At 64.3% G+C, this 20,662-nt stretch carries 21 protein-coding genes and 2 pseudogenes; 19 read left to right on the top strand and 4 right to left on the bottom strand.

What is annotated here, in order from left to right; translation table 11 throughout:
* The first annotated feature begins 95 nt into the window (after positions 1-95).
* A complete protein-coding gene (locus ACQP1T_RS26060) occupies positions 96-761 on the top strand; it encodes a TetR/AcrR family transcriptional regulator (RefSeq protein WP_433755712.1) in 666 nt (221 codons plus the stop codon).
* 57 nt (positions 762-818) lie between these two features.
* Here the strand turns inward: ACQP1T_RS26060 and ACQP1T_RS26055 are convergent, their stop codons facing one another.
* Both ACQP1T_RS26055 and ACQP1T_RS26050 read right to left on the bottom strand, forming a co-directional pair.
* Entirely contained in the window at positions 819-1,742 is a 924-nt protein-coding gene (locus ACQP1T_RS26055; protein ID WP_433755711.1) for an alpha/beta hydrolase, read from the bottom strand.
* Positions 1,743-1,762: 20 nt separating this feature from the next.
* A complete protein-coding gene (locus ACQP1T_RS26050; protein WP_433755710.1) occupies positions 1,763-1,915 on the bottom strand; it encodes a hypothetical protein in 153 nt (50 codons plus the stop codon).
* A gap of 15 nt (positions 1,916-1,930) precedes the next feature.
* Here ACQP1T_RS26050 and ACQP1T_RS26045 point away from each other — a divergent pair, with 15 nt between their 5' ends.
* From ACQP1T_RS26045 to ACQP1T_RS26035, 3 genes and pseudogenes are all read left to right on the top strand, one after another.
* Entirely contained in the window at positions 1,931-2,395 is a 465-nt protein-coding gene (locus ACQP1T_RS26045; protein WP_433755709.1) for a PfkB family carbohydrate kinase, read from the top strand.
* Positions 2,392-3,207, top strand: a complete 816-nt coding sequence (locus tag ACQP1T_RS26040) for a hypothetical protein (protein WP_433755708.1) — start codon at positions 2,392-2,394, stop codon at positions 3,205-3,207. The genes ACQP1T_RS26045 and ACQP1T_RS26040 overlap by 4 nt, the downstream gene beginning before the upstream one ends.
* Positions 3,208-3,653: 446 nt before the next feature.
* Positions 3,654-3,764: pseudogene (locus ACQP1T_RS26035) on the top strand (ATP-binding protein); the annotation flags it as partial.
* A 470-nt stretch (positions 3,765-4,234) separates the two neighbouring features.
* On the opposite strand, the gene ACQP1T_RS26030 reads toward ACQP1T_RS26035, so the two are convergent.
* Positions 4,235-5,098: a PaaX family transcriptional regulator gene (locus ACQP1T_RS26030; RefSeq protein ID WP_433762356.1), complete on the bottom strand. Its 864-nt coding sequence runs from the start codon at positions 5,096-5,098 to the stop codon at positions 4,235-4,237.
* Positions 5,099-5,315: 217 nt separating this feature from the next.
* On the opposite strand from ACQP1T_RS26030, the gene ACQP1T_RS26025 reads away from it, so the two are divergent.
* The 15 genes and pseudogenes from ACQP1T_RS26025 to ACQP1T_RS25955 all read left to right on the top strand — a co-directional run bounded on the left by ACQP1T_RS26025 (position 5,316) and on the right by ACQP1T_RS25955 (position 19,583).
* A complete protein-coding gene (locus tag ACQP1T_RS26025; RefSeq protein WP_433755707.1) occupies positions 5,316-6,176 on the top strand; it encodes an amidohydrolase family protein in 861 nt (286 codons plus the stop codon).
* A 7-nt stretch (positions 6,177-6,183) separates the two neighbouring features.
* The gene (locus ACQP1T_RS26020) at positions 6,184-7,041 is read left to right on the top strand and encodes a 3-hydroxyacyl-CoA dehydrogenase family protein (RefSeq protein ID WP_433755706.1); all 858 of its coding nucleotides are present in this window, start codon (positions 6,184-6,186) and stop codon (positions 7,039-7,041) included.
* A complete protein-coding gene (locus tag ACQP1T_RS26015) occupies positions 7,038-7,802 on the top strand; it encodes an enoyl-CoA hydratase/isomerase family protein (RefSeq protein WP_433755705.1) in 765 nt (254 codons plus the stop codon). The genes ACQP1T_RS26020 and ACQP1T_RS26015 overlap by 4 nt, the downstream gene beginning before the upstream one ends.
* A complete protein-coding gene (paaZ, locus tag ACQP1T_RS26010) occupies positions 7,799-9,361 on the top strand; it encodes a phenylacetic acid degradation bifunctional protein PaaZ (protein WP_433755704.1) in 1,563 nt (520 codons plus the stop codon). The genes ACQP1T_RS26015 and paaZ overlap by 4 nt, the downstream gene beginning before the upstream one ends.
* Positions 9,358-10,086, top strand: coding sequence for an SDR family NAD(P)-dependent oxidoreductase (locus ACQP1T_RS26005; RefSeq protein WP_433755703.1), 729 nt, complete (start codon positions 9,358-9,360; stop codon positions 10,084-10,086). The genes paaZ and ACQP1T_RS26005 overlap by 4 nt, the downstream gene beginning before the upstream one ends.
* A gap of 101 nt (positions 10,087-10,187) precedes the next feature.
* Positions 10,188-11,669 (top strand): benzoyl-CoA 2,3-epoxidase subunit BoxB, encoded by a 1,482-nt coding sequence (gene boxB, locus ACQP1T_RS26000; RefSeq protein ID WP_433755702.1) that lies wholly within the window; start codon positions 10,188-10,190, stop codon positions 11,667-11,669.
* 8 nt (positions 11,670-11,677) lie between these two features.
* Positions 11,678-12,613: an LLM class flavin-dependent oxidoreductase gene (locus ACQP1T_RS25995; RefSeq protein ID WP_433755701.1), complete on the top strand. Its 936-nt coding sequence runs from the start codon at positions 11,678-11,680 to the stop codon at positions 12,611-12,613.
* A gap of 81 nt (positions 12,614-12,694) precedes the next feature.
* Complete coding sequence (boxC, locus tag ACQP1T_RS25990) at positions 12,695-14,398, top strand: 2,3-epoxybenzoyl-CoA dihydrolase (protein ID WP_433755700.1); 1,704 nt, start codon at positions 12,695-12,697, stop codon at positions 14,396-14,398.
* A gap of 102 nt (positions 14,399-14,500) precedes the next feature.
* The gene (locus ACQP1T_RS25985) at positions 14,501-15,508 is read left to right on the top strand and encodes an NAD(P)/FAD-dependent oxidoreductase (protein WP_433755699.1); all 1,008 of its coding nucleotides are present in this window, start codon (positions 14,501-14,503) and stop codon (positions 15,506-15,508) included.
* A 33-nt stretch (positions 15,509-15,541) separates the two neighbouring features.
* Entirely contained in the window at positions 15,542-15,871 is a 330-nt protein-coding gene (fdxA, locus tag ACQP1T_RS25980; protein ID WP_433755698.1) for a ferredoxin, read from the top strand.
* Positions 15,868-17,091, top strand: coding sequence for an acetyl-CoA C-acetyltransferase (locus ACQP1T_RS25975; RefSeq protein WP_433755697.1), 1,224 nt, complete (start codon positions 15,868-15,870; stop codon positions 17,089-17,091). The genes fdxA and ACQP1T_RS25975 overlap by 4 nt, the downstream gene beginning before the upstream one ends.
* Positions 17,092-17,211: 120 nt before the next feature.
* A complete protein-coding gene (locus tag ACQP1T_RS25970; RefSeq protein WP_433755696.1) occupies positions 17,212-17,400 on the top strand; it encodes a hypothetical protein in 189 nt (62 codons plus the stop codon).
* A gap of 4 nt (positions 17,401-17,404) precedes the next feature.
* Positions 17,405-18,976, top strand: a complete 1,572-nt coding sequence (locus ACQP1T_RS25965; protein ID WP_433755695.1) for a benzoate-CoA ligase family protein — start codon at positions 17,405-17,407, stop codon at positions 18,974-18,976.
* Positions 18,977-19,048: 72 nt separating this feature from the next.
* Positions 19,049-19,354 (top strand): annotated as a pseudogene (locus ACQP1T_RS25960) (hypothetical protein); the annotation flags it as partial.
* Between the two features lie 13 nt (positions 19,355-19,367).
* Positions 19,368-19,583: a hypothetical protein gene (locus tag ACQP1T_RS25955; protein WP_433762580.1), complete on the top strand. Its 216-nt coding sequence runs from the start codon at positions 19,368-19,370 to the stop codon at positions 19,581-19,583.
* Between the two features lie 104 nt (positions 19,584-19,687).
* On the opposite strand, the gene ACQP1T_RS25950 is transcribed toward ACQP1T_RS25955, so the two are convergent.
* Complete coding sequence (locus tag ACQP1T_RS25950; protein WP_433755694.1) at positions 19,688-20,659, bottom strand: helix-turn-helix domain-containing protein; 972 nt, start codon at positions 20,657-20,659, stop codon at positions 19,688-19,690.
* Between the last annotated feature and the right edge of the window lie 3 nt (positions 20,660-20,662).

Below are 20,662 nucleotides of genomic sequence, written 5' to 3'. Positions count from 1 at the left end.
TAATGACGACTGGCATATTAAAAGTGACGATCTGTACGTGACCAGGTGTCTCATCACACACTCAGCCCGGTGCGGCACGTGAGATGCTCGCATGTATGACCACTTCGGAGTCTTCGCCGAGTGCCCGCCGCATGCGATCCGACGCGGCACGAAATCACGCCAAGATACTCGCGGCGGGGGACCGCCTGCTCGCCGAACGTGGTTTGGATGTCACGCTCGACGATGTGGCCGCCGCCGCGCAGGTCGGAGTGGGGACGGTGTACCGGCGGTTCGCGAATAAATCCGAGTTGATCGCCGAGATCACAGGTGGATACGTCACTCGGATGGAGGAGGCTGCTGCGGCGGCCGAACGGAACCCGGATCCGTGGTCGGGGCTGGCGGGTCTGCTCGAGCGAACCTGTGAGCTGGTGGCCGGAAATCGGGGACTTGCCGCTGCCATGAGCGAATCAGCCGACGGCGCAAGGATCTTCGCGCGTTTCGAAGCGGCTGTCGCGCCGGTTTTGGAGAACTTGGTGGACCGGGCCCGGGCCGGCGGTGCCGTGCGAGCGGATCTCGCCCTGGCCGATGTTCTGGCATCGTTCTCGATGGTGCACGCCGTCGCGTCCTTCACCGGAGCGGTGCGGCCTGGTAACTGGCGGCGGTATCTGGCGTTGCTGTTGGACGGAATGCGGTACCCGGGCGCCCCGGCCGTCGAGCCCGCGCTCACCATGGCGGAGATCCGGAGCGCGCGGGCGATCGCGGCGGCGCGGGACCGTCGCTGAATCAGAGAGACGGACAGCCCGGTACATCAAGAGTGACGGCGGTTGCCTGGCCCGTGCTCAGGATGCGTTCGCCGGTACATGTTTCCGGATGAATGCGATCTGTTCGCGGATGACGTTCTCGAATGCGTCACCGACGTAGATGTCGAAGTGGCCGGCGTCGTAGTGGATCACCTCGCTGCGAGCGGCTTGCGCGGCGTACTTCTCGGTCTTGCGGGGCGGAGTGACACTGTCGCGGTCGCAGATGCAGAACAGGGTCGGCGTGCGGATGTCCTTCGCACGGCGGCCGGGGCGATAGCGGGGCACCTGGAACATCACCCGCGCCGGAACCATGTCCGGCCATTCGGTGAGATTCGACGCCGCCAGGATGGCCTTGAAGCCCTGCAGCGAGTCCGGTGAGCTCATGATGGCGAGATCCCCGGGCGCGCCGACCACGCCGATACGAATCGGCTCCAGCCCGCGGTGGGCGGCTCGCCGATCGCGGATCGCCTGACGCATCAGCTTCATCGCCGTGAAGAACGGCATCGACATTCCGGCGGCCAGACCATCGGTGAACGGGCACTGGGCGATAGTGGCCGCGATGGCCGGATCGTTCGCGGCCGTGGTGATGACGTGTCCGCCCGCGAAGGAGGTTCCCCAGAGAATCACCCGATCGGCGTCCGCCTGCGGAATCTGGCGAGCGAATGCGACCGCGGCCCGCCAGTCTTCGAGTTCGCGGTCGACATCGACGAGTTCACGCGGTTCGCCGCTACTGTCCCCGAAGTGGCGGTAGTCGAAAACCAGGCAGGCGTATCCCTCGTCGAGGAAGCGCTCAGCGTACCGGTCGAGTCCCATCTCCTTGATTCCGCCGAACCCATGGGCGAGGACGATGATCGGCGCCGGGTTCGTCGCTGTGGCACCGGCTGGTAGGTAAAGCCATGCGCCACACCAGCCTTCGCCCGATTCGAACCGGACGTCGTGGCGCGCTGTCGATGTGTTGGTCATGATTGGTTCCCTTCTGCGGGTTAATGCCCGGCCAGCCAGGCGTCGGTCTGTCGGCGTGCGATCGAGACGAGCCTGTCGTATCCGCAGTTGATGTCGATGAGGTGGGACTCGAACAGCGGAATCTCGTTGATGCGGTCGGGGCGGGATGTGGGCCACATTTGCGGCTCGTACATCCCTAACCTCACCGCATGCAAGAAGAAGATTTGAGTGTCGTGGCGAGCGCTGCCAGGCGAGTGGCGCGCGAAGCGATCCTCGTGGATGTTGCCGACAACGTGTCACGCGTGTTGGCGACTACATCGGTTCTGGGTTTTACCGAAACGACCGAATTGATTGATGGGACTGAAACGCTCGTCGCCGCCGGAGCCGGTTGCGTAGCTGTCACCCGGGACTCGAAAGGCGCACTCGTCGTCACGAACAACGACGTAGTCGAGACTACCGTCTATGACGTCGATGTGGTCGACACGTCTGGCCGTGGCGATGCATTCTCAGCGGAATTCCTTCGCGGCCGCTCGCTCGGATCGGACCTTTGCGGCAGCGGCGAATTGGGCTACGCCACCGCTGCCCAGGTTGCCGGCGGTCTCGGTACTGGCGCAGAGAACTACTCTCTCGAGCGTGTTCGTGAGTTCTCCGAGAACACGTTGGTACTCGAGTGACGAACGCACGATCGAAGGTCACCGTCGTCGGGGTGGCCGTTGCGTACGGTGCACAGGGCCTGGGCTACGCGGCGATGGTCACAGCCATGCCAGCCATCAAGGAGCGTGTCGGCTTATCCGATGCCGGCGTGTCAGCGGTGCTGCTCGTAGTCTGCATCTGTGCTGCGTTGGGATCGGTGCTCGCGGAAAGGGGCTCAGTTCGTTGGGACAGTAGAACTGCGGTCTGCGCTGGATTCGCAGTCCAGTTCGCGGCCATGCTCATCACTAGCACGACCCACTACCTCCCGAGCAACCTCGCCTCCGCGACCCTGTTCGGCCTCGGAGTGGGCATGGTCGATGCGGCAGTGAACATGCAGGGAGTGGCAGTTCAGTCGCGTGGCGAAACCTTGTTGCTCGGTCGGTTCTATTCCGTATTCACGGCCGCAGGAATTCTTGGGGCCCTGGCCTCCTCTGGTTTCGCAGCGATTCACGTGTCGCCGATCAGGCTCGTCACGGTCATCGCATTCGTACAACTCGCCGTCGCCATCTCGGGTTGGTTTCGACTCGACACGCAACCTCCTGGGGGTACAGCGTCGACATCAGCCAGTACGTGCAGGTCCTCCGCCGTGCTTCCGCACCGCGCGATCTTCGCGATTGGCTCGTTGATTTTTGTCGTTTACGTGCTGGATGCGTCGGTGTCGAGTTGGAGCACGATCTACCTCTCGGAGGGGCTGCTTACCACCGCGGCTGCCGCGCCGATTGGTTATGCCGCCTACCTGGGTCGTCTTGGTTACCCGGCTCGTGATCGACGATGCCGCGAATCACTGGGGTAGGAGGCTCATCGGAACTCTCGCTGCGACCATTGCTGCAGCCGCGTGTTTCGCTGTTGTGTTCGGACCTCAGGTCTGGGTCGCGAACGCCGGCCTGGGCCAGTCGGCGGCCGTGGTGGGTGGATAGAACTGCCTGGGTTTGCCGGGTGCGGGAGCAAGGACTGTGTCGCTGAAAGCCCAGGCGCCGACCGGAAGACGCGCAGCTGGGCTGACGTCAGGGCAAGAGAACGCCAGCGGCCCTCGACGTATACGCGGCACCTGGACGGCTACCCGCGCTCGTTACCGCCCCCCATACCCCGAGGTAAACCTGCGTTGGCATGTCATCGTCGTATGGAGGTGCAAGGGGGTGGGCTTCACCGGTGAGTTCTAAGGGCCATCGCTACTTCGAGCATTGACCCTTTCGTGTATGTCAGTGTGGCGCTTACCGATTCGATGGCTCGCTCGGTGGTCGTCCTGTTGATCGGGCCTACGAACGCCGCTCACTTCCGTCGCCGCTCGCTGGCCGTTCGAACAGTGGGGCCGATTCCTGCCCGAACACCACCGCCGCCAGCATCCTCGAACCTAACGCGCGCACAGCGGATTTCGCAGACGTGCCGTGCGCGGGATACATTGCTACCGTCAACCGCACTGAGCGATCGGTTGGTAGGCGCGAATACCCCTGAATGAGCCTCGAACCGTCGCAGACCGGTCCGAGGCTCATTCGGACTCTGTGGTCGGGCAGATGGCGGCTCTCATGACGCCGCAGCGTTCGAAATTGCTGATAGATAGCTCATGGTGGAATGTGCCGGCGTGTCCGCTCCTCGACACGCCGAATGGAGTCGGCGACCAGACCATTCGAACGTCGGCCGGTGGAACTGGCGCCGGGGTATACCCAGCACGTCGAGGTTGACGTCGCCCAGGGAGGGCAGCCGACCGGCGAACATCGCCGCCAAGTAGGGCATGGCGCTGAACTCGTCGACCGTCATCGCGGGCCGGGACCATGCGATTGTCTGCGTCCGCACGGCCAGTATGCGTTCCGGGGCCCGGAGGGCTATGTCGAAGTCTGCGCCTGCAATTCGGACCAGTAGCTCTGGGCGGGTGCATGCCATCTCTCGTGGCAGCGATGGAACAGTTCGGCGGCCTGTGGGCCCGGCCAATCGTGGTCCAGCAATTCGCGAGGCAGCGCGGGGTCGATGAACGGAAATCGCCGCCACGCCTGCACCAATCGCATCTGGGCGACGAAGGCGGTCTCGGGAGTAGTCACGGTCATGTTGTCGAAGGTGTGCATGAAGTCGGCGTACCGCTGTTCGACGTCGTCGAGGGCCCAGGCGTCAGCGATCAGCCGGTCGGGGTCGCCGATCGGTGTGAGCCGGCCCGTCCAGGCGAACGCGCGATCGGCCAGGCCCAACTCGTCGACGACGGCAGAGACGTCGGACACCTTGGCAACATCGGGCACGATCCAGATGCCGGCACTCGGTGACCCCATGCCGAGCCATGTCAATCGCGTGCGAAGCCGATGCCGCAGTTGACGTTGGGTTTCGGGGATGGCGACCCACAAGACGAGCCAGTTGCCGTCCCACGATGGGGTGTTGCGGAGGAAGGTATAGATCCGGCGTGTGCCCTCTGCGAGCAGCCGAGTCCCCGGCGGAGTGATGTGCCAGCACACCCTGCGGCCGGACTTCTCGGAATCGAGTACGCCATCGGCCGCCGAGCGCGAAATGGCTTGGCGCGCGGACTTTTCCTCGATACCCAGCGTGCCGAGGGTGGTGACGAGGGTGGCGGTCCAGACCGGTACGCCGCGCGGGTGCACGAACTCACCGAGCAGTGTCAGCAGCAGGCTTCGAGCACTCGCTGATCCCACCTCTCGGCGGCGCGTCCCCGCAGTGAGGACGTCCTCCTCGTCGAAGCGTGGCATCGCCTTCACTCGCTTCACCCTTTCGGTGCCATTGATCCTCGAGCCGCAGTCGGTTCACCGCGCCATCGGTCCAAGTTACTCGATCGAAAACGCGATTTCGGTCGGTGACGTGCGGCCACCGTGTGGGAGGAACAAGATTAATACTACATATACTTGATGAATCGCAATGTCTATGTAGAGTATGGGCGGTGAAGGTAGTCAGCGAAGGGCGGTTCACGTGATCAACGATCGGACGGTCATCGATGCGCATGTGCATGCCCCCGTGCTCAGTAGCCTGCGGCCTGCCTGGTTGACATGGGCCGATGAGTTCTCCGGTGATCACTCCTGGCGCAACGCCTATCGCGGCGACAGGCCGGATCCTGCGGCGTTGGATGCGCTGCTGCATTCGGAGGGGGTCGACCATGCGTTGCTGTTCTGCGAATACAGCCCACGGGCGACCGGCGTTCAGGCGATCGAGGATGTCGTTCCTCTCGCTCAAGGAAGCCCCGGCCGGTTCAGTCTGGTCGCAAACCTCAACCCGCACATCCATTTTCCGTTGGTCGGTGAGTTGCAGCGACAGCTGGACCTGGGTGCCGTGGCGCTGAAGCTGCATCCTGTGCACGGGTGCTTCGATCCGGGGGACAAGGAGTTGTATCCGGTCTACGCGCGGTGCAGCGACCTCGGCATCCCGGTGATCTTACATTCGGGAACGTCCAGCTTTCCGGGCTCCCGGACCAGCTGCGGGAATCCGGAACTGCTCCTGGATGCGATCGACTACTTCCCTGAACTGAATTTCATCTTCGCGCACGGTGGACGTGGCTGGTGGTATGACGCCGCGGCGTTCATGGCACAGACCAAGCCGAATGTGTGGCTGGACTTGGCGGGGCTACCGCCGAAGAAGCTGCCCGAGTACTACCGGCGATTCGATCTGGCCCGGATCGCGCGAAAGATGATCTTCGGCACCGACTGGCCGGGCGTACCGGGCGTCCGCCGCAACGTCGAGGCGCTGATGGGGCTGGGGCTACCCGAGGACACGTTGACCGGCGTGCTCGCGGGCAATGCTCGCCGCGTCTTCACCCGTCTCCCTTCGGATCTTTGAGGATGTCATGAATCGACCAGTCTCGAAAGTCGGTGTTATCGGTGGCGGCACCATGGGCGTCGGAATCGCCTATGTGTTCGCGCAATCCGGTTGCGAGGTCACCATCGCCGAGCCGGATGCCACCCGGGCGGGGGAGGCCTCGAAGACCATTCACGCACGTGCGCAGCGTCTCCGGGACGCGGGACGGCTGTCCGAGGACCGCGCTGCGCACATCGGATCGGCGGTGCGAACAGTCGACAGTGTGGCGGCGCTGCCGGTCGACCTGGATCTGATCGTGGAAGCGGTCCCGGAAAGTGTCGACCTCAAGCACACTGTGCTGGCCGCCGCAGAGGATCGTGCCCCGGCGATACTTGCCACCAACACCAGCGCTCTGAGTATTGCGACGCTGTCGACGCCGTTGCGGCGACCGGAGAATCTGATCGGGCTGCACTTCTTCAACCCGGTCTGGTCGATGCCGCTACTGGAAATCGTATGCAGTGAGCAGACCGCGGCGCCCGTTGTCGAGGCTGCGCAAGCGATCGGGGCGCTGATCGAGAAGGAGACGATCGTCGTCCGCGACGTTCCGGGTTTCGCCACCAGCCGCCTCGGAGTGGCATTGGGACTGGAGGCGATCCGAATGGTCGAGGACGGGGTCGCCACCGCCGAAGACATCGACCGCGCAATGGTTCTCGGGTATCGACACCCGATGGGCCCGTTGCAGCTCACCGATCTTGTGGGCTTGGACGTTCGGCTGCATATCGCGCGGCAGCTCGCGGAGACCCTCGGGCCTCGGTACGAGCCGCCGAGGTTGTTGGAGGAGAAGGTCCGGGCCGGCGAACTCGGCAAGAAGTCCGGCCGGGGCTTTTTCGATTGGAGCGACCGGTGACCGCCGGAAGCAGCCTACGTATCACCGAGGCCGACGGCGTCGTCGAGATCGTGCTCGATCGTGAACGCGAGCGCAACGCGATCGATGCGGAGATGGTCGCCGAACTCCATGATGTGTGCACCGACCTGGAGCGACGGCCTCGCCCGGCGATCATTACAGGTGGCGCCAACGGAATCTTCGCTGGTGGCGCCGATATCGCACAGCTGCGGGAACGGGGCCGCGCTGATGCTCTCGCGGGCATCAATGTGACGTTGTTCGACAGGATCCGGGCGCTGCCCATGCCGACGATCGCCGCGGTCGACGGGTATGCCCTGGGCGGCGGCGCCGAGCTCAGTTACGCCTGTGATTTGCGAATCATCACTCCCCGAACCGTTTTCGGGCAGCCTGAGCCGCAGCTGGGCATCATCGCGGGAGCCGGTGCGACCTATCGGCTCGTGCGGCTCGTCGGTGAGAGTGTCGCCAAGCAGGTATTGCTCGGCGGTGCGCGGATCACTGCGCAACGTGCTCTCGACCTCGGCCTGGCGATCGATGTTGTCGAACCTTCGCAACTGCTGGTCGCCGCTCATGACCTCGCCGCTTCCATGCTGCGTAGTTCGGCGATCGCCCTGCGGATGACGAAATTGGCCGTCGATGCAGGCCCGGATGCCCACCCGCAGATCGAGCTGGCGATTCAGGCGCTGCTGTTCGAAGACGACGAAAAGTACGAGCGCATGGACGCATTTCTCAATCGCAAAAACGCTACCGGGAGGACGGAACGATGACCGACATTCTGCACAGCTACATCGGCGGTCGATGGGTGGCCCCGGATGACGACGGCCGCCCGCTGTCCGATGCGGCGACCGGCGAGGAGGTCGCGCGGATCTCCGACGAGGCGCTCGACTACGCGGCTGTACTGGACCATGCTCGCGCTGTCGGTGGGCCGGCGCTGCGTGAATTGACGTTCCGGCAGCGGGCCGCAATCTTGAAGTCGTTGGGCAAACACCTGTCGGCGCGAATCCCGGAGTTCACCGAGGTCTCGTTTCACACCGGAGCAACGCGCCGCGATTCCGCTGTCGACATCGACGGAGGTATCGGCGCCCTGTTCGTCTACGGCAGCAAGGGTGCCAGGGAACTTCCCGATGACACCATTCTGCGCGATGGTGAGTTCGAGTCCCTCGGCAAGTCAGGGGCTTTCGGAGTGCAGCACATCACCACGCCGCTGTTGGGCGCCAATGTACAGATCAACGCGTTCAACTTTCCGGTGTGGGGGATGCTCGAGAAGTTCGCGCCAGCGTTTCTCGCAGGCGTTCCGAGCATCGTGAAGCCGGCGAGCCAGACCGCCTATCTCACGGAAAAGGTTGTGCGCGACATCGTAGCGTCGGGCTTGGTCCCCGAGGGTGCGCTGCAATTGGTGTGCGCGCGGCCGGATGGCCTTCTCGATCTGCTGACCGGCCAAGACCTGCTGTCGGTCACCGGATCTCACACGACTGCGACAGCGCTTCGCCGCCATCCCGTCGTCGCCTCGAATGCGGTGCGGTTCACCGCTGAGGCGGATTCGCTCAACAGCAGTATTCTCGGCGCGGACGTTCGGCGCGACAGCCCCGAGTTCGATATCTTCGTCCGCGGCCTGGTCACGGAGATGACCCAGAAGACAGGCCAGAAGTGTACGGCGATCCGCCGGGCGTTCGTTCCGCGCGCTCTGCTGGACGACGTGGAAGCCGCTGTGGCAGAACGCCTGTCGAAGCTGACCGTAGGGGATCCACGCGACGAGAGCGTCCGGGTCGGCCCGCTGGTCGGGCAAGGACAGCGTGACGACGTTCGTGACGCGGCGAGGAGTCTGGCTCGGGCGGGGCGCACCGTCTTCGGCACCATCGACACGGCCCCGGAGAACTTCTCTGCCGCAGCGGATTTCGTCAATGGCGCCTACATGTCACCCGTGCTCCTGAGGTTCGACGATGCCACCGCGCAGGAGCCGCACTCGATCGAGGCGTTCGGCCCGGTGAGTTCGTTGCTGCCCTACGACGGTCTCGACGAGGCGTTGCAACTGGTCGCCCGCGGTGAGGGCAGCCTCGCCGCGTCGATCGTGACCGCCGACCCTGATATCGCGCGCAAAGCGGTCATCGCGGCGGCGCCATGGCACGGACGACTACTCGTCCTCGACGCGGACAACGCCGGTGAGAGCACCGGACACGGCGCTGCGGTTCCGCACGCCGTCCACGGAGGGCCCGGGCGTGCCGGTGGCGGCGAGGAACTGGCAGGGCTGCGCACCCTCGGCCACTTCATGCAGCGGACCGCAGTCCAGGGCGGCCCCGCCTTCCTCGACACCCTCGGTGTCGCATGACCGCGCGCCCGTCCGCCGTAGTACTCGGCGGGGGTGGTGGCATCGGTGCGGCGGTAGCTTCCAGCCTCGCTGAATCGCACGCCGTGCTGGTCGGCTATCACCGCAACGCGGAGCGCGCCGGGGCGGTGGTCGACAAGATCATCGGCTCGGGCGGAACGGCGGTGGCGTGCGGTACCGACGCGACCACCGGTGCCGGTATCGACGCGGCTCTGACCGCCGCCGAGGAGCTCGGGCCACTCCGCACTGTAGTGCACTGTGTCGGGGCCTGGGATTACACACGGGTGACCGACCTAACCGAAGCGGTCATCGACCGTGACTACCGGATCAACCTGCGGTCGGCGCTGCTGACACTCGCTGCCGCCGGCAATCGCGTCGCCGACCATGGGCGAATCGTCGTGCTGTCCAGCGCTGCCGCATACCTGGCACCGGCCCGCCAGTCCGTGTACGTCGCGATGAAAGCGGGACTCGAAGGTGCGGCGCGAGTGGCAGCCAAGGAGCTGGGCCGCCGTTCTATCACCGTCAACGTCGTGCGGCCCGGAGCGACCGACACCGAAACATTGCGATCGTCCACAGATCCCCGTGCCATCGACGCGATGTCGAAGTCCAATACGGCGCGACGCCTCGGTACGCCAGAGGACATCGCCCGCGTGGTCGCATGGCTGACTTCGGCGGAAGCGCAATGGGTTACCGGCGCGACAGTTGATGCGACCGGCGGATTGTGGTGAGTCGGCATTCGGCTCGATCACACGCAAACGATCTACATATCTGTGGACGTTTCGCAATTGTTTTGTAGAATGAATGAGTATTCGAAGCACAGGAGGGCACTATGACTATCGAGCAGGAGCGCACCGGCGCTGCGCCGCAGCCGACCGGTCCGCTCAGCAAGATCGACTACAGTCAGCGGATTCCGAACAATGTCAATCTCTCCGAGGATCGCCGCCTGCAGCGAGCCCTCGAAAGCTGGCAGCCGAAGTTCCTGAACTGGTGGAAGACGCTGGGGCCGGCGCTACCGACCAGGGATGTGTATCTGCGCACCGCGATCGCGGTGGGCCGTGACGGTTGGGCGCACTTCGACCACGTGCCGATGGAGGAGTACCGCTGGGGCATCTTCCTCGCCGAGCGCGATCCGGATCGGAAGATTGCTTTCGGTAAGCACAAGGGCCAGCCCGCGTGGCAGGAGGTGCCGGGTGAGTACCGGGCGGAACTGATGCGCCTCATCACCGTGCAGGGCGACACCGAACCGGCCTCTGTCGAACAGCAGCGGATTCTGGGCAACACCGCGCCGAGCCTCTACGATCTGCGAAACCTCTTCCAGGTCAACGTGGAAGAAGGCCGGCATCTGTGGGCGATGGTGTACTTGCTGCAGGCGTACTTCGGGCGTGAAGGCCGTGAGGAAGCCGAGCAGCTGCTCAAGCGCAACTCCGGTGATCTGGATTCGCCGCGAATTCTGGGTGCGTTCAATGAAGAGACCACCGACTGGCTGCAGTTCTTCATGTTCACCTACTTCACCGACCGAGACGGCAAATACCAGCTCGGCACCCTGAAGGAGTCCGCGTTCGATCCGCTGGCTCGCACCTGTGAGTTCATGCTGAAGGAGGAGGCGCACCACATGTTCGTCGGCACGACCGGCGTACAGCGGACCGTGGAGCGCACGGCCGAGTTGATGGTCGAGCACAACACAGCGGACATCTTCCCGTATGGCGGCATCCCGCTCGCGGTCATCCAGAAGTACCTCAACTTCCAATTCTCGGTCTCCATGGACCTTTTCGGTTCCGAGCAGTCCACCAACGCCGCCGCCTACTACACCGGCGGACTGAAGGGGCGGTGGCAGGAAACGCGCCGCAAGGACGACCACGTACTCACCGATGCCACCTATGTCGTGCGGACCGTGCGCGACGGAGCGATCGTCGAGGAGGAGGTGCCGGCCCTGACCGCACTGAACCTGGACCTGCGCGACGAGTACGTTGCCGATTGTGAGAACGGTGTGCGCCGCTGGAACCAGGCGCTCGAGGATGCAGGCCTGGAGGAGCGTCTCGTACTGCCGCACGAGGGTTTCAATCGCAAGGTCGGCAACTTCGCCGGCCACTTCGTCTCCCCGACCGGCGAAGTGCTCACCGAATCCGAGTGGAACGAGAACGTCGGAAACTGGCTGCCGACTTCCGAGGATCGGGCACGAGTCGCCGAATTGATGGTGCCGCACTACGAGCCCGGCGATTTCGCCGGCTGGATTGCGCCGCCGAAGTCCGGAATCAACGACATGCCAGTGGAGTTCGACTACGTCCACCTGCGTGACGAAGCCCTCGCGTAGCCGTTTCGATGAAAGTAATCGTCACGCTGGGCCCGGACCAGCAATCGGCGGCCGCCGAAGCTGCGGCCGCCGAGGCCGCGGGCTTCGATGGGGTCAGTACGGGAGAGCATCTGTTCTTCCATGGCGGTATGCCGAACGCGTTCGTGCTCCTCGCCGCGGCGGCGGGGGCAACGACGCGTGTGCGCCTGTTGTCCTCGCTGACCGTGCTGCCGCTGTATCCGGCCGCACTTGCCGCCAAACTCGCTACCACCCTCGATCAGGCCTCCGGTGGTCGTTTCGATCTGGGGGTCGGAGTCGGCGGTGAGTACCCGAAGGAATTCGTAGCCGCCGGAGTACCTGTGCACGAACGCGGGCGCCGCACCGATGAGGCGCTGGAGGTTCTCACTCGACTGTGGTCAGGGGAGAACACCGATTTCCAGGGTGCGTACACCACGATTTCCGGAGTGCGAATGCAGCCGCCGCCGGTTCAGCCCGGCGGACCGCCCATCTGGGTCGGCGGCCGCCGACCGGCGGCTATCCGCCGGGCCGGCAGGTATGCCGACGTGTGGTTCCCCTACATGTACAGCCCGGAACAATTCGCCGAGTCGTTGGCGCGAGTCCGCGACGAGGCCGAGCGAAACGGCCGCGATCCCAGCACAATTCGCGGCGCCATCCATTGCTGGGGCGGCGTCGACGAGGACCCGGCTCGTTCGCGCGCCGAAGTGATCGACATGGTGAGTACGACATATCAGCAGGACTTCACCGGGCTCGCCGATCGGTATCTGTTGCACGGGACCCCGGAGCGGGTGCGGTCCAGGATTGTCGAGTATCAGGACGCCGGGGCGAGTGAGCTCGTCTTCTGCCCGGTGGGGGAGGGGGTGCGTCGCGATCGCATCGTCGAGCTGTTCGCCGCCGAGGTCCTGCCCAGCCTGCAAAAATCAAAATACTCTACAAGCCTTTTGTGATTCGTACTCTTTCAGTAGTATGAATGACAGGCGAGCGGAGACCCTGTCAGGGTCCGCCCAAAGTTCGAGAGGTATCTATCTATGACTGTCACCGACATGCCTGCCACGGGAGCCCCGAGTGACGTCCCGGTTGTCGAATTCGAGACCGATCCGGCTCGCTATCGCCACTGGAAACTCGACATCGACGGTTCGGTTGCGACGCTCACGCTCTTGGTCGACCCGCACGGGGGACTGGTGCCGGGCTACGAACTGAAGATGAATTCGTACGACCTGGGCGTCGATATCGAGCTCTACGACGCGGTGCAGCGGTTGCGTTTCGAACATCCGGAAGTCAAGGCTGTCGTCGTCACCGGCGGTCTGGATCGTATGTTCTGCGCGGGCGCCAACATTCGAATGCTCGCGCAGTCGGCGCACGCGTGGAAGGTGAATTTCTGCAAGTTCACCAACGAAACCCGTAACGGGATCGAGGATGCCTCCGAATACTCCGGGCAGACCTACATCGCCGCGGTCAACGGCACCTCCGCCGGCGGCGGATACGAACTCGCCGCGGCATGCGACCAGATCGTCCTCATCGACGACGGCTCTTCTGCTGTATCGCTGCCCGAGGTGCCTCTGCTCGGCGTGCTCCCTGGAACTGGCGGCCTGACCCGCGTCGTCGACAAGCGCAAGGTGCGCAAGGACCGTGCGGATATTTTCGCCACGAAGTCCGAAGGTGTGCGCGGAGCCACGGCGGTCGAATGGGGCCTGGTCGATGAAACGGCACCGCGAGCCCGCTTCGACGAGCGGGTGCGTGCTCGGGCCGCCGCGGCCGCTGCCGGCTCACGGCGACCGGACGCGGCGGCGGGTGTCGAGTTGACACCTCTGCAGCGGACGGACATTGGCGACGACATCGGATATCGGCATGTCCACGCCAAGCTCGTGCGGGATGAGCGACGAGTCGAAATCACGATCCAGGGCCCCACGTCGGCGCCTCCGGAAGATGTCGATGCCGTCGTAGCGCAGGGAGCCGACTACTGGCCGCTCGCCCTCACCCGTCAGCTCGACGATCTCATTCTTCGGCTGCGGACCAACGAACCGGACCTGGGCACTTGGGTCTTCCGTGTGGTCGGCGATCCGGAACTCGTCCGGGCCTACGACAAGCAGTTGCAGGACGAGGGCGACAATTGGTTCGTCAACGAAGTCCGCCTCTACTACAAGCGCACGCTCAAGCGGCTCGACGTCACCAGCCGCAGCCTGTTCGCGGTCATTGAGCCGGGCAGCGCATTCGTCGGCCTGCTGCTCGAATTGGCGTTGGCGAGTGACCGGCAGTACATGCTGGATGGAGTGTTCCAGGATGTCGACGCCGATGCGAAGCCGGCAGCCATTGAACTCACCGATTCCAACTTCGGCACCTATCCGATGGGTAATGGGCTCGCCCGCCTGGAGTCTCGTTTCTACGGGCACCCTGAACAGCTGGAGGAGGTGCGCGCGCACCGCGGGCAGGAGCTGTTTGCCGCGGACGCCGACCGGCTCGGGCTGATCACCACCGCCCTCGACGACATCGACTTCGCCGAGGAATTGCGGATCGTGTTGGAGGAACGCGCGTCGCTGTCGCCCGACTCGCTGACGGGAATGGAAGCCAACCATCGCTTCGTCGGCCCGGAGAGTCTCGAAACGAAAATCTTCGGCCGTCTGACTGCGTGGCAGAACTGGATCTTCATCCGCCCCAATGCCGCCGGACCCGAGGGAGCCCTGCGCCGATACGGCACCGGGCAGCGGGCGAGCTTCGACATGAAGCGGGTCTGATCGCCTCGATGTGGAAACCGCCGCCGCGCAACGTCTTCGACGTAACCCGCGTTGGCGGATATCCGCCTCCGTCTTTGCACCAACCGAATCGGAGCTTCCATCATGACCACGTACTCCGTGGACCTACTCATCGTCGGCGCGGGACCCGTCGGCTTGTACGGCGCCTACTACGCGGGAGTGCGCGGGCTGAAGACGGCCGTGATCGACTCACTGTCGCAGCTCGGCGGTCAGATCACCGCCATGTATCCGGAGAAGCAGATCTACGATGTTGCCGGCTACGCCGCAGTCAAGGGTCGCGCGTTGGTCGCTGAGCTCGTTCAGCAGGCGGCCTCCGCGGATCCGATGTATATCCTCGGCCAGGAGGCGCAAGAGCTCCGCACCGACGCCGGCGGCAGGCACCACGTCCGCACCAGCGGCGGGGACGAAATCGACTGCGGGGCGATCGTTATCACAGCGGGGATCGGAACCTTCACGCCACGGCAGTTGCCCGCCGGCGAAGACTTCCTGGGAAACGGTCTCGAATACTTCGTGCCGGACCCGACTACGTACACGGGCACCGATGTGGTGATCGTGGGTGGCGGCGACTCCGCACTCGACTGGGCGCTCATGCTCGAGAAGGTGGCGAACTCGGTCACGGTCGTGCACCGGCGCAAGGCTTTTCGGGCTCATGCGGCGACAGTGGCGCAGGTCGAGGAGTCCGCTGTCGCGTTGGTCACCGATGCCGAGGTCAGCGCGCTGGTCGGCAACGGCTCGATCACCCACGCCGAGATCGCGGTCAAAGGCAGTGCGGAACTCCGGCGTCTGCCGTGCCAACGCGTCGTCGCGGCTCTCGGCTTCATCGCCAATCTCGGCCCCTTGCGGGAATGGGGTCTGGAACTGCGCGACAACCGCCACATCGTGGTCGATTCGGCGATGCGTACCGCGGTCCCGGGCGTGTACGCCGCGGGTGACGTCGTCGAGTACGACGGCAAGGTTCGCCTCATCGCCGTCGGTTTCGGGGAGGTGGCGACGGCTGTGAACAATGCCGCCGTCCACCTCGACCCGCATCAGCAGCTGTTCCCGGGCCACTCGACCGACCAGCTGCCCGAGCCGGTCACCGCACCGGCCTAGGAACTCGAATCTCAGGCTGCGAAGGAGAGAGCAATGCCGTACGTGATCGCCGGACCGTGCATCGACGTGATGGATAAATCCTGTATGGAGGAGTGCCCCGTCGACTGCATCTACGAAGGGGAGCGCAAGCTCTATATCAACCCGAAGGAGTGCATCGACTGCGGTGCCTGTGAGCCGGTGTGCCCGGTCGAAGCGATCAGCCAGGACCGGCGAGTGGATGCGGAAAGTGCGGCCTTCGTCGAGGACAACCGTCGCTTCTTCACCGAGACGCTGCCCGGCAGGGACGAGCCGCTGGGTGCGCCCGGCGGAGCGCAGAAAATCGGCCGGATCGGTGCTGATACACCGATGGTGTCGCAGCGGTGACAGGTTCCGGACCGCGCGCGGCGGTGATATGTGAGCCCCTCCGTACCCCGGTCGGACGATTCGGCGGGGTCTTCAAAGACATCCCGCCCGAGACTCTCGCGGCGACGGTCATCCGGGAGTTGCTGGAACGCACCGCAATCGACGGCAATCTGATCGATGACGTCATTCTCGGGCAGGCGACACCGAATGGCGATGCGCCCGCCATCGGCCGAATCGCAGCGCTCGAGGCCGGACTCGGCGTGGAAGTGCCGGGGATGCAGGTCGACAGACGCTGCGGTGCCGGGCTGCAGGCTGTTGTGCAGGCATGCATGCAGGTGGCAACCGGAGCAAGCGATCTGGTTCTGGCCGGCGGTGTCGAGTCCATGAGCCGGGCCGAGTTCTATACGACCGGGATGCGCTGGGGGGTCAAAGGCGCCGGCGTCGCACTCGACGATCGTCTGGCGCGAGCCAGGGTGACCGCGGGAGGGAAGAACTTTCCTGTGCCCGGCGGCATGATCGAAACAGCGGAGAATCTGCGCGCTGAATACCGAATCGGGAGAACCGAACAAGACGCATTGGCGCTGCAGTCACATCAGCGAGCGGTTGCTGCTCAGCGCTCCGGCGTCTTCGCCGACGAGATCGTCGGCGTCTCGGTCCCGCAACGGTCTCGAGAGCCGGTCCTCGTGACAGAGGACGAGCATCCACGTGCCGACGCCACGATGGCCTCTTTGTCGGCGCTGCGGCCCGCTCGTGCCGATCTGGACCCGGACTCCACGGTCACGGCAGGCAACGCCAGTGGTCAGAACGACGGTGCCGCTGTCTGTCTCGTTACCACGGCTGAACATGCTGCGCGGCTCGGCCTGCGGCCGATGGCGCGACTGGCGTCATGGGCCGTAGCGGGTGTCCATCCGCGAACGATGGGGATCGGCCCCGTTCCGGCGACGACACGGGCGCTGACGAAGCTCGGCCTGACACTCGCGGATATGGACGTCATCGAGCTGAACGAGGCGTTCGCGGCGCAAGTCTTGGCAGTGCTGCGGGTCTGGGGGATCGATGCGGACGATGCCCGCCTCAATCCGCACGGATCGGGTATCTCACTCGGCCACCCGGTGGGCGCCACCGGCGCCCGCATCCTCACAACTCTGGTTCGCGAAATGGAGCGCCGTGAAGCGCGGTACGGACTGGAGACCATGTGTATCGGCGGTGGTCAGGGCCTTGCCGCAGTCTTCGAACGCGTATGAGCGGCTCTCACGCCAGGCGACGCTCGGCGATGTGAGATCCAAATTTATTAGACAAAATCGTGCAGTCGCGCGAAGTAAATGTAGTAGTTTTGAGTGACGCGCGACACGAAAGGAGCCACCGTGACCGTGGTCGAGTCCATCGGCGACACGTCGAAATCTCCCGGTGCGCATGCCCTCGGAAATCGCGCGGTTATCGCGCGCAGCGGGCGTCGTTCCGCCCGTGGGCGGGGACGTGCTGCCGCAGTGTCCGTAGCCGTGCTGTGTCGCCGAGTCGGCGCGGGCGTGGCGTCCGAGGCCGAACAGGTGTAGAGGGATGACCGGAACTGCCCCGGCGGGTTTCAATGCCGCCGATTATCTGCTTCATGCTCGAATTCGTGAGGGAGTCAGTGACAAGCCTGCGCTGCTCGGCACGAGATCGTTGAGCTATCGGGAATTGTCCGATGAGGTTGCTCGTGTGGCAGGAGGCCTGCGCGGTCTCGGTCTACGCACGGACGACAGGGTCATGCTCGTGATGAGCGACGACGTCGAGATGGTGGTCACCATCCTCGCCGCCTTTCACGCCGGCCTGGTCGCAGTCCCGGTGTCGACGATGCTCGGCGCCGCCGAGCTGGAGAAGCTCATTGTCGACTCGGGCGCGCGAGCGGTCGTTGCGACACCGGAGTTCGCCGAGACGATGTCGCAGGCTGTAGCCGAGGCCGCGTCGGTCGAACATGTCGTCGTAGTCGGAGAACTGCTGGCCGCGCCGCGGTCGGGCGTCACACTGCACGAGTGGAAGAACCTTGTGCAGGAGCCGATCGGTGTCGCCGAGACAGGGCCGGATTCGTGGGCCCTGTGGCTCTACACGTCGGGTACGACCGGCACGCCGAAGGCCGCCCTGCACCGGCACGCGAATATCAAGTGGGTCTACGAAACCTACGGCAAACAGACATTGAAGATTCGTTCGGACGACATCTGCCTTTCGGTGGCAAAACTGTTCTTCGCGTACGGGATCGGCAATAGTCTGTTCTTCCCACTCGCAGCGGGCGCAACATCACTTTTGATGCCGTCTCGGCCGACACCGGAATCGATCGGAGCGCGCCTTGCCGAGGGCCGTCCGACGCTGTTCTTCGCGGTTCCCACCTTCTACGCCACCATGGTGAACTCGGCGTTGCCGGCCGATGCACTGGCATCGGTGCGACTGGGCGTGTCGGCGGGTGAGGCGTTGCCTGCGGCGCTGCAGGAGAAATTTCGTGCCCGATTCGGTGTCGACATCATCGATGGCATCGGTTCCACCGAGGTTCTGCATATCTATCTGTCGAATCGGGAGGGTGAAACCAAGCCCGGAACGACCGGAAAACCGGTGCCCGGTTACGACGTGGAGATACGCGACGACTCTGGGACAGTCGTCGGCCCCGGTACGCCGGGACGTCTGTATGTCCGCGGTGAGTCGATCGCCTTGGGATACTGGCACCGCACCGACGCCTCGCGAAGCGTGTTCGAGGGCCCCTGGCTGTCCACGGGCGACACCTACATGCAAGATGACGACGGCTACTACCACTGCCTGGGGCGATCCAACGACCTGTTGAAGGCCGGCGGTATCTGGGTGTCTCCGGCAGAAGTCGAATCCCGCCTGCTGGCGCACCCAGCTGTCGCGGAGGCTGCCGTCGTCGGCGTGCCCGACTCGGCAGGTCTCGACAAGCCTGTCGCGGCGGTTGTGCTTGTCGAGGGCAGTGCGACGACAGTAACGGCGGACGAACTCATCGGGTGGTGTCGCGAAGAGCTCGCCTCGTTCAAGCGACCGCGAGATGTTGTATTCGTCGACGAGCTGCCCAAGACCGCGACCGGAAAGATCCAGCGTTTCCGCGTGCGGCAACAAGTCCTGAGTGCTGATTCCACGACGCTGTGAGTTAGCGGGCATACAGCATTCTCGGCGAAGCCTCGGCTTCGCCGACCGATAAATGGTGTCGAACGGGGCGTAATGCACACCAACTCCGACAAGTTCGCGATCGACGAAGAGAGCGTGCGAGTCACCGACCGGAAGACCTACGCCGCCGGTGTGAAGGCGGTGATGGTGTCGCTGGATCGTGGGCTGGAACAGATGGGCCCGGTTCGGACGGTTCGAACACTGCGGAAGCTGAACCAACGCCACGGGTTCGACTGCCCGGGGTGCGCGTGGCCGGAGACACCGGGACACCGGAAGTTGGCCGAGTTTTGCGAGAACGGGGCCAAAGCCGTTGCGGAGGAAGCGACCACACGCACTGTCGGTCCGGCCTTCTTCGCTGCTCGAAGGAGACCGTGTGGACCTGGTTTCCGAATGGAAGCTACCCGATGGCTCGGTCGAAGAACGCCGTGCGGAGGACTTTCGCCTCGTTCCCTATCCCACTCCGACCGGCAATGCGGCTGCCTATTATCCCGAGACCAACCCGCTGGTTCCATTGGATCATGTAGCGACAAAATCCAACACTCCGGTATCGAAGGCGATCGTCGTCCGGCTCGAACGGCGGGGTGGCTGACGAGCCCTGCTGCGTTTTGGGCCTCCTGATGGATCTCACATCAGTGTGGTCCGTGCGTTCTGGACCAGCTACAGAAACGCGCCTCCCTGGACATGAGTTGTAGCTCAGTGGCTGAGTGCGGAACGGCGAACTGCACTCGGCGGTTCACCGAAGTGTCGACGGAATACGCGGCTGAAATGCGCCACATCGCTGAATCCCCAGCTGAAGGTGACATCAGTTACTGACGGCGGGTTTGTTGTGGCGAGCTGAGCGCGCGCGCCTTCCAAGCGCCGACGGCGAACTCTGGCTGCGATGGACTCCGATTCGCCTTCGAAGAGGTTGTACAGCGTACGCAGAGAGATACCATGGGCGGCCGCGATGCTCTCCGGCGACAAGCCGGCGTAAGTGAGGTGCTCATCGATGTAAAGCTCGACCGCCTCGCGCAAAGCCGTACGTGACGCGACGGCGGCTGTATATGCCGACGAACCAACGAGGCCTCGGAGGAATTCGAAAGTGGCCGCCGCGGCAGATCGTCGGCCGATAGCGTCCAGGTTGGGCAGTTCATGAATCAATTGATCGGTGAACGCGGTGAACAATCGGACCAGCGATGCGCGCCCGCGCAGCGGGCTCCCCGCGACCCCGGCGAGGCGCGGGCAACTGGCCAATGCTCGCTCACGTGGGATTATGACGGTTCGTTTGACCAGAGGGGATAAAGCCTCCGCAGTGAACGGTCGAGTGCTGTCCCATACGATGACGTTGCCAGCCCGGACGTGTGCCGAGGACCGACCGTGACCGACCATCTCCTGCCCACTGATCAGTAACTGGATGCCGAAGACATCGGAGTCGTCTCGAGCCAACTGACGACCGCCCCGGTGGACGCTGCATCGTGTGGCTGCCACATCAACAAACGCGAGGTCGTCGAACTCGACACGTGTGATAGCGGAACGAAACGTCTCATCACGCAGGCTGGTGCGATGGACCGTGCAGCTTGCGTGAGTGGCGCTGAGCTGTTCTGCGAAGTCGGTCGGTGTTACCGCCTGGCTCGACAGGCACCCCCCGGGGGTTGCCCGTCGCCTCTGGGCAGCGCCGTCGCTCATGGG

This window comes from Nocardia sp. CA-135398, assembly GCF_050955845.1.
In the GTDB taxonomy this organism is placed as follows: domain Bacteria; phylum Actinomycetota; class Actinomycetes; order Mycobacteriales; family Mycobacteriaceae; genus Nocardia.
The sequence above is the reverse complement of the archived record's forward strand: the minus strand, read 5'-3'. Positions and strand labels throughout refer to the sequence as shown.

What these genes read in the sequence shown, in the direction of transcription:
- boxB (WP_433755702.1), top strand. Translation starts at nt 10,188, where the DNA reads ATGACTATCGAGCAGGAGCGCACCGGCGCTGCGCCGCAGCCGACCGGT.
- ACQP1T_RS25950 (WP_433755694.1), bottom strand. Translation starts at nt 20,659, where the DNA reads ATGAGCGACGGCGCTGCCCAGAGGCGACGGGCAACCCCCGGGGGGTGC.
- boxC (WP_433755700.1), top strand. Translation starts at nt 12,695, where the DNA reads ATGACTGTCACCGACATGCCTGCCACGGGAGCCCCGAGTGACGTCCCG.
- ACQP1T_RS26050 (WP_433755710.1), bottom strand. Translation starts at nt 1,915, where the DNA reads ATGTACGAGCCGCAAATGTGGCCCACATCCCGCCCCGACCGCATCAAC.
- ACQP1T_RS26060 (WP_433755712.1), top strand. Translation starts at nt 96, where the DNA reads ATGACCACTTCGGAGTCTTCGCCGAGTGCCCGCCGCATGCGATCCGAC.
- ACQP1T_RS25965 (WP_433755695.1), top strand. Translation starts at nt 17,405, where the DNA reads ATGACCGGAACTGCCCCGGCGGGTTTCAATGCCGCCGATTATCTGCTT.
- ACQP1T_RS25995 (WP_433755701.1), top strand. Translation starts at nt 11,678, where the DNA reads ATGAAAGTAATCGTCACGCTGGGCCCGGACCAGCAATCGGCGGCCGCC.
- ACQP1T_RS26005 (WP_433755703.1), top strand. Translation starts at nt 9,358, where the DNA reads ATGACCGCGCGCCCGTCCGCCGTAGTACTCGGCGGGGGTGGTGGCATC.
- ACQP1T_RS26055 (WP_433755711.1), bottom strand. Translation starts at nt 1,742, where the DNA reads ATGACCAACACATCGACAGCGCGCCACGACGTCCGGTTCGAATCGGGC.
- ACQP1T_RS26045 (WP_433755709.1), top strand. Translation starts at nt 1,931, where the DNA reads ATGCAAGAAGAAGATTTGAGTGTCGTGGCGAGCGCTGCCAGGCGAGTG.
- ACQP1T_RS25985 (WP_433755699.1), top strand. Translation starts at nt 14,501, where the DNA reads ATGACCACGTACTCCGTGGACCTACTCATCGTCGGCGCGGGACCCGTC.
- paaZ (WP_433755704.1), top strand. Translation starts at nt 7,799, where the DNA reads ATGACCGACATTCTGCACAGCTACATCGGCGGTCGATGGGTGGCCCCG.
- ACQP1T_RS26020 (WP_433755706.1), top strand. Translation starts at nt 6,184, where the DNA reads ATGAATCGACCAGTCTCGAAAGTCGGTGTTATCGGTGGCGGCACCATG.
- fdxA (WP_433755698.1), top strand. Translation starts at nt 15,542, where the DNA reads ATGCCGTACGTGATCGCCGGACCGTGCATCGACGTGATGGATAAATCC.
- ACQP1T_RS26030 (WP_433762356.1), bottom strand. Translation starts at nt 5,098, where the DNA reads ATGCCACGCTTCGACGAGGAGGACGTCCTCACTGCGGGGACGCGCCGC.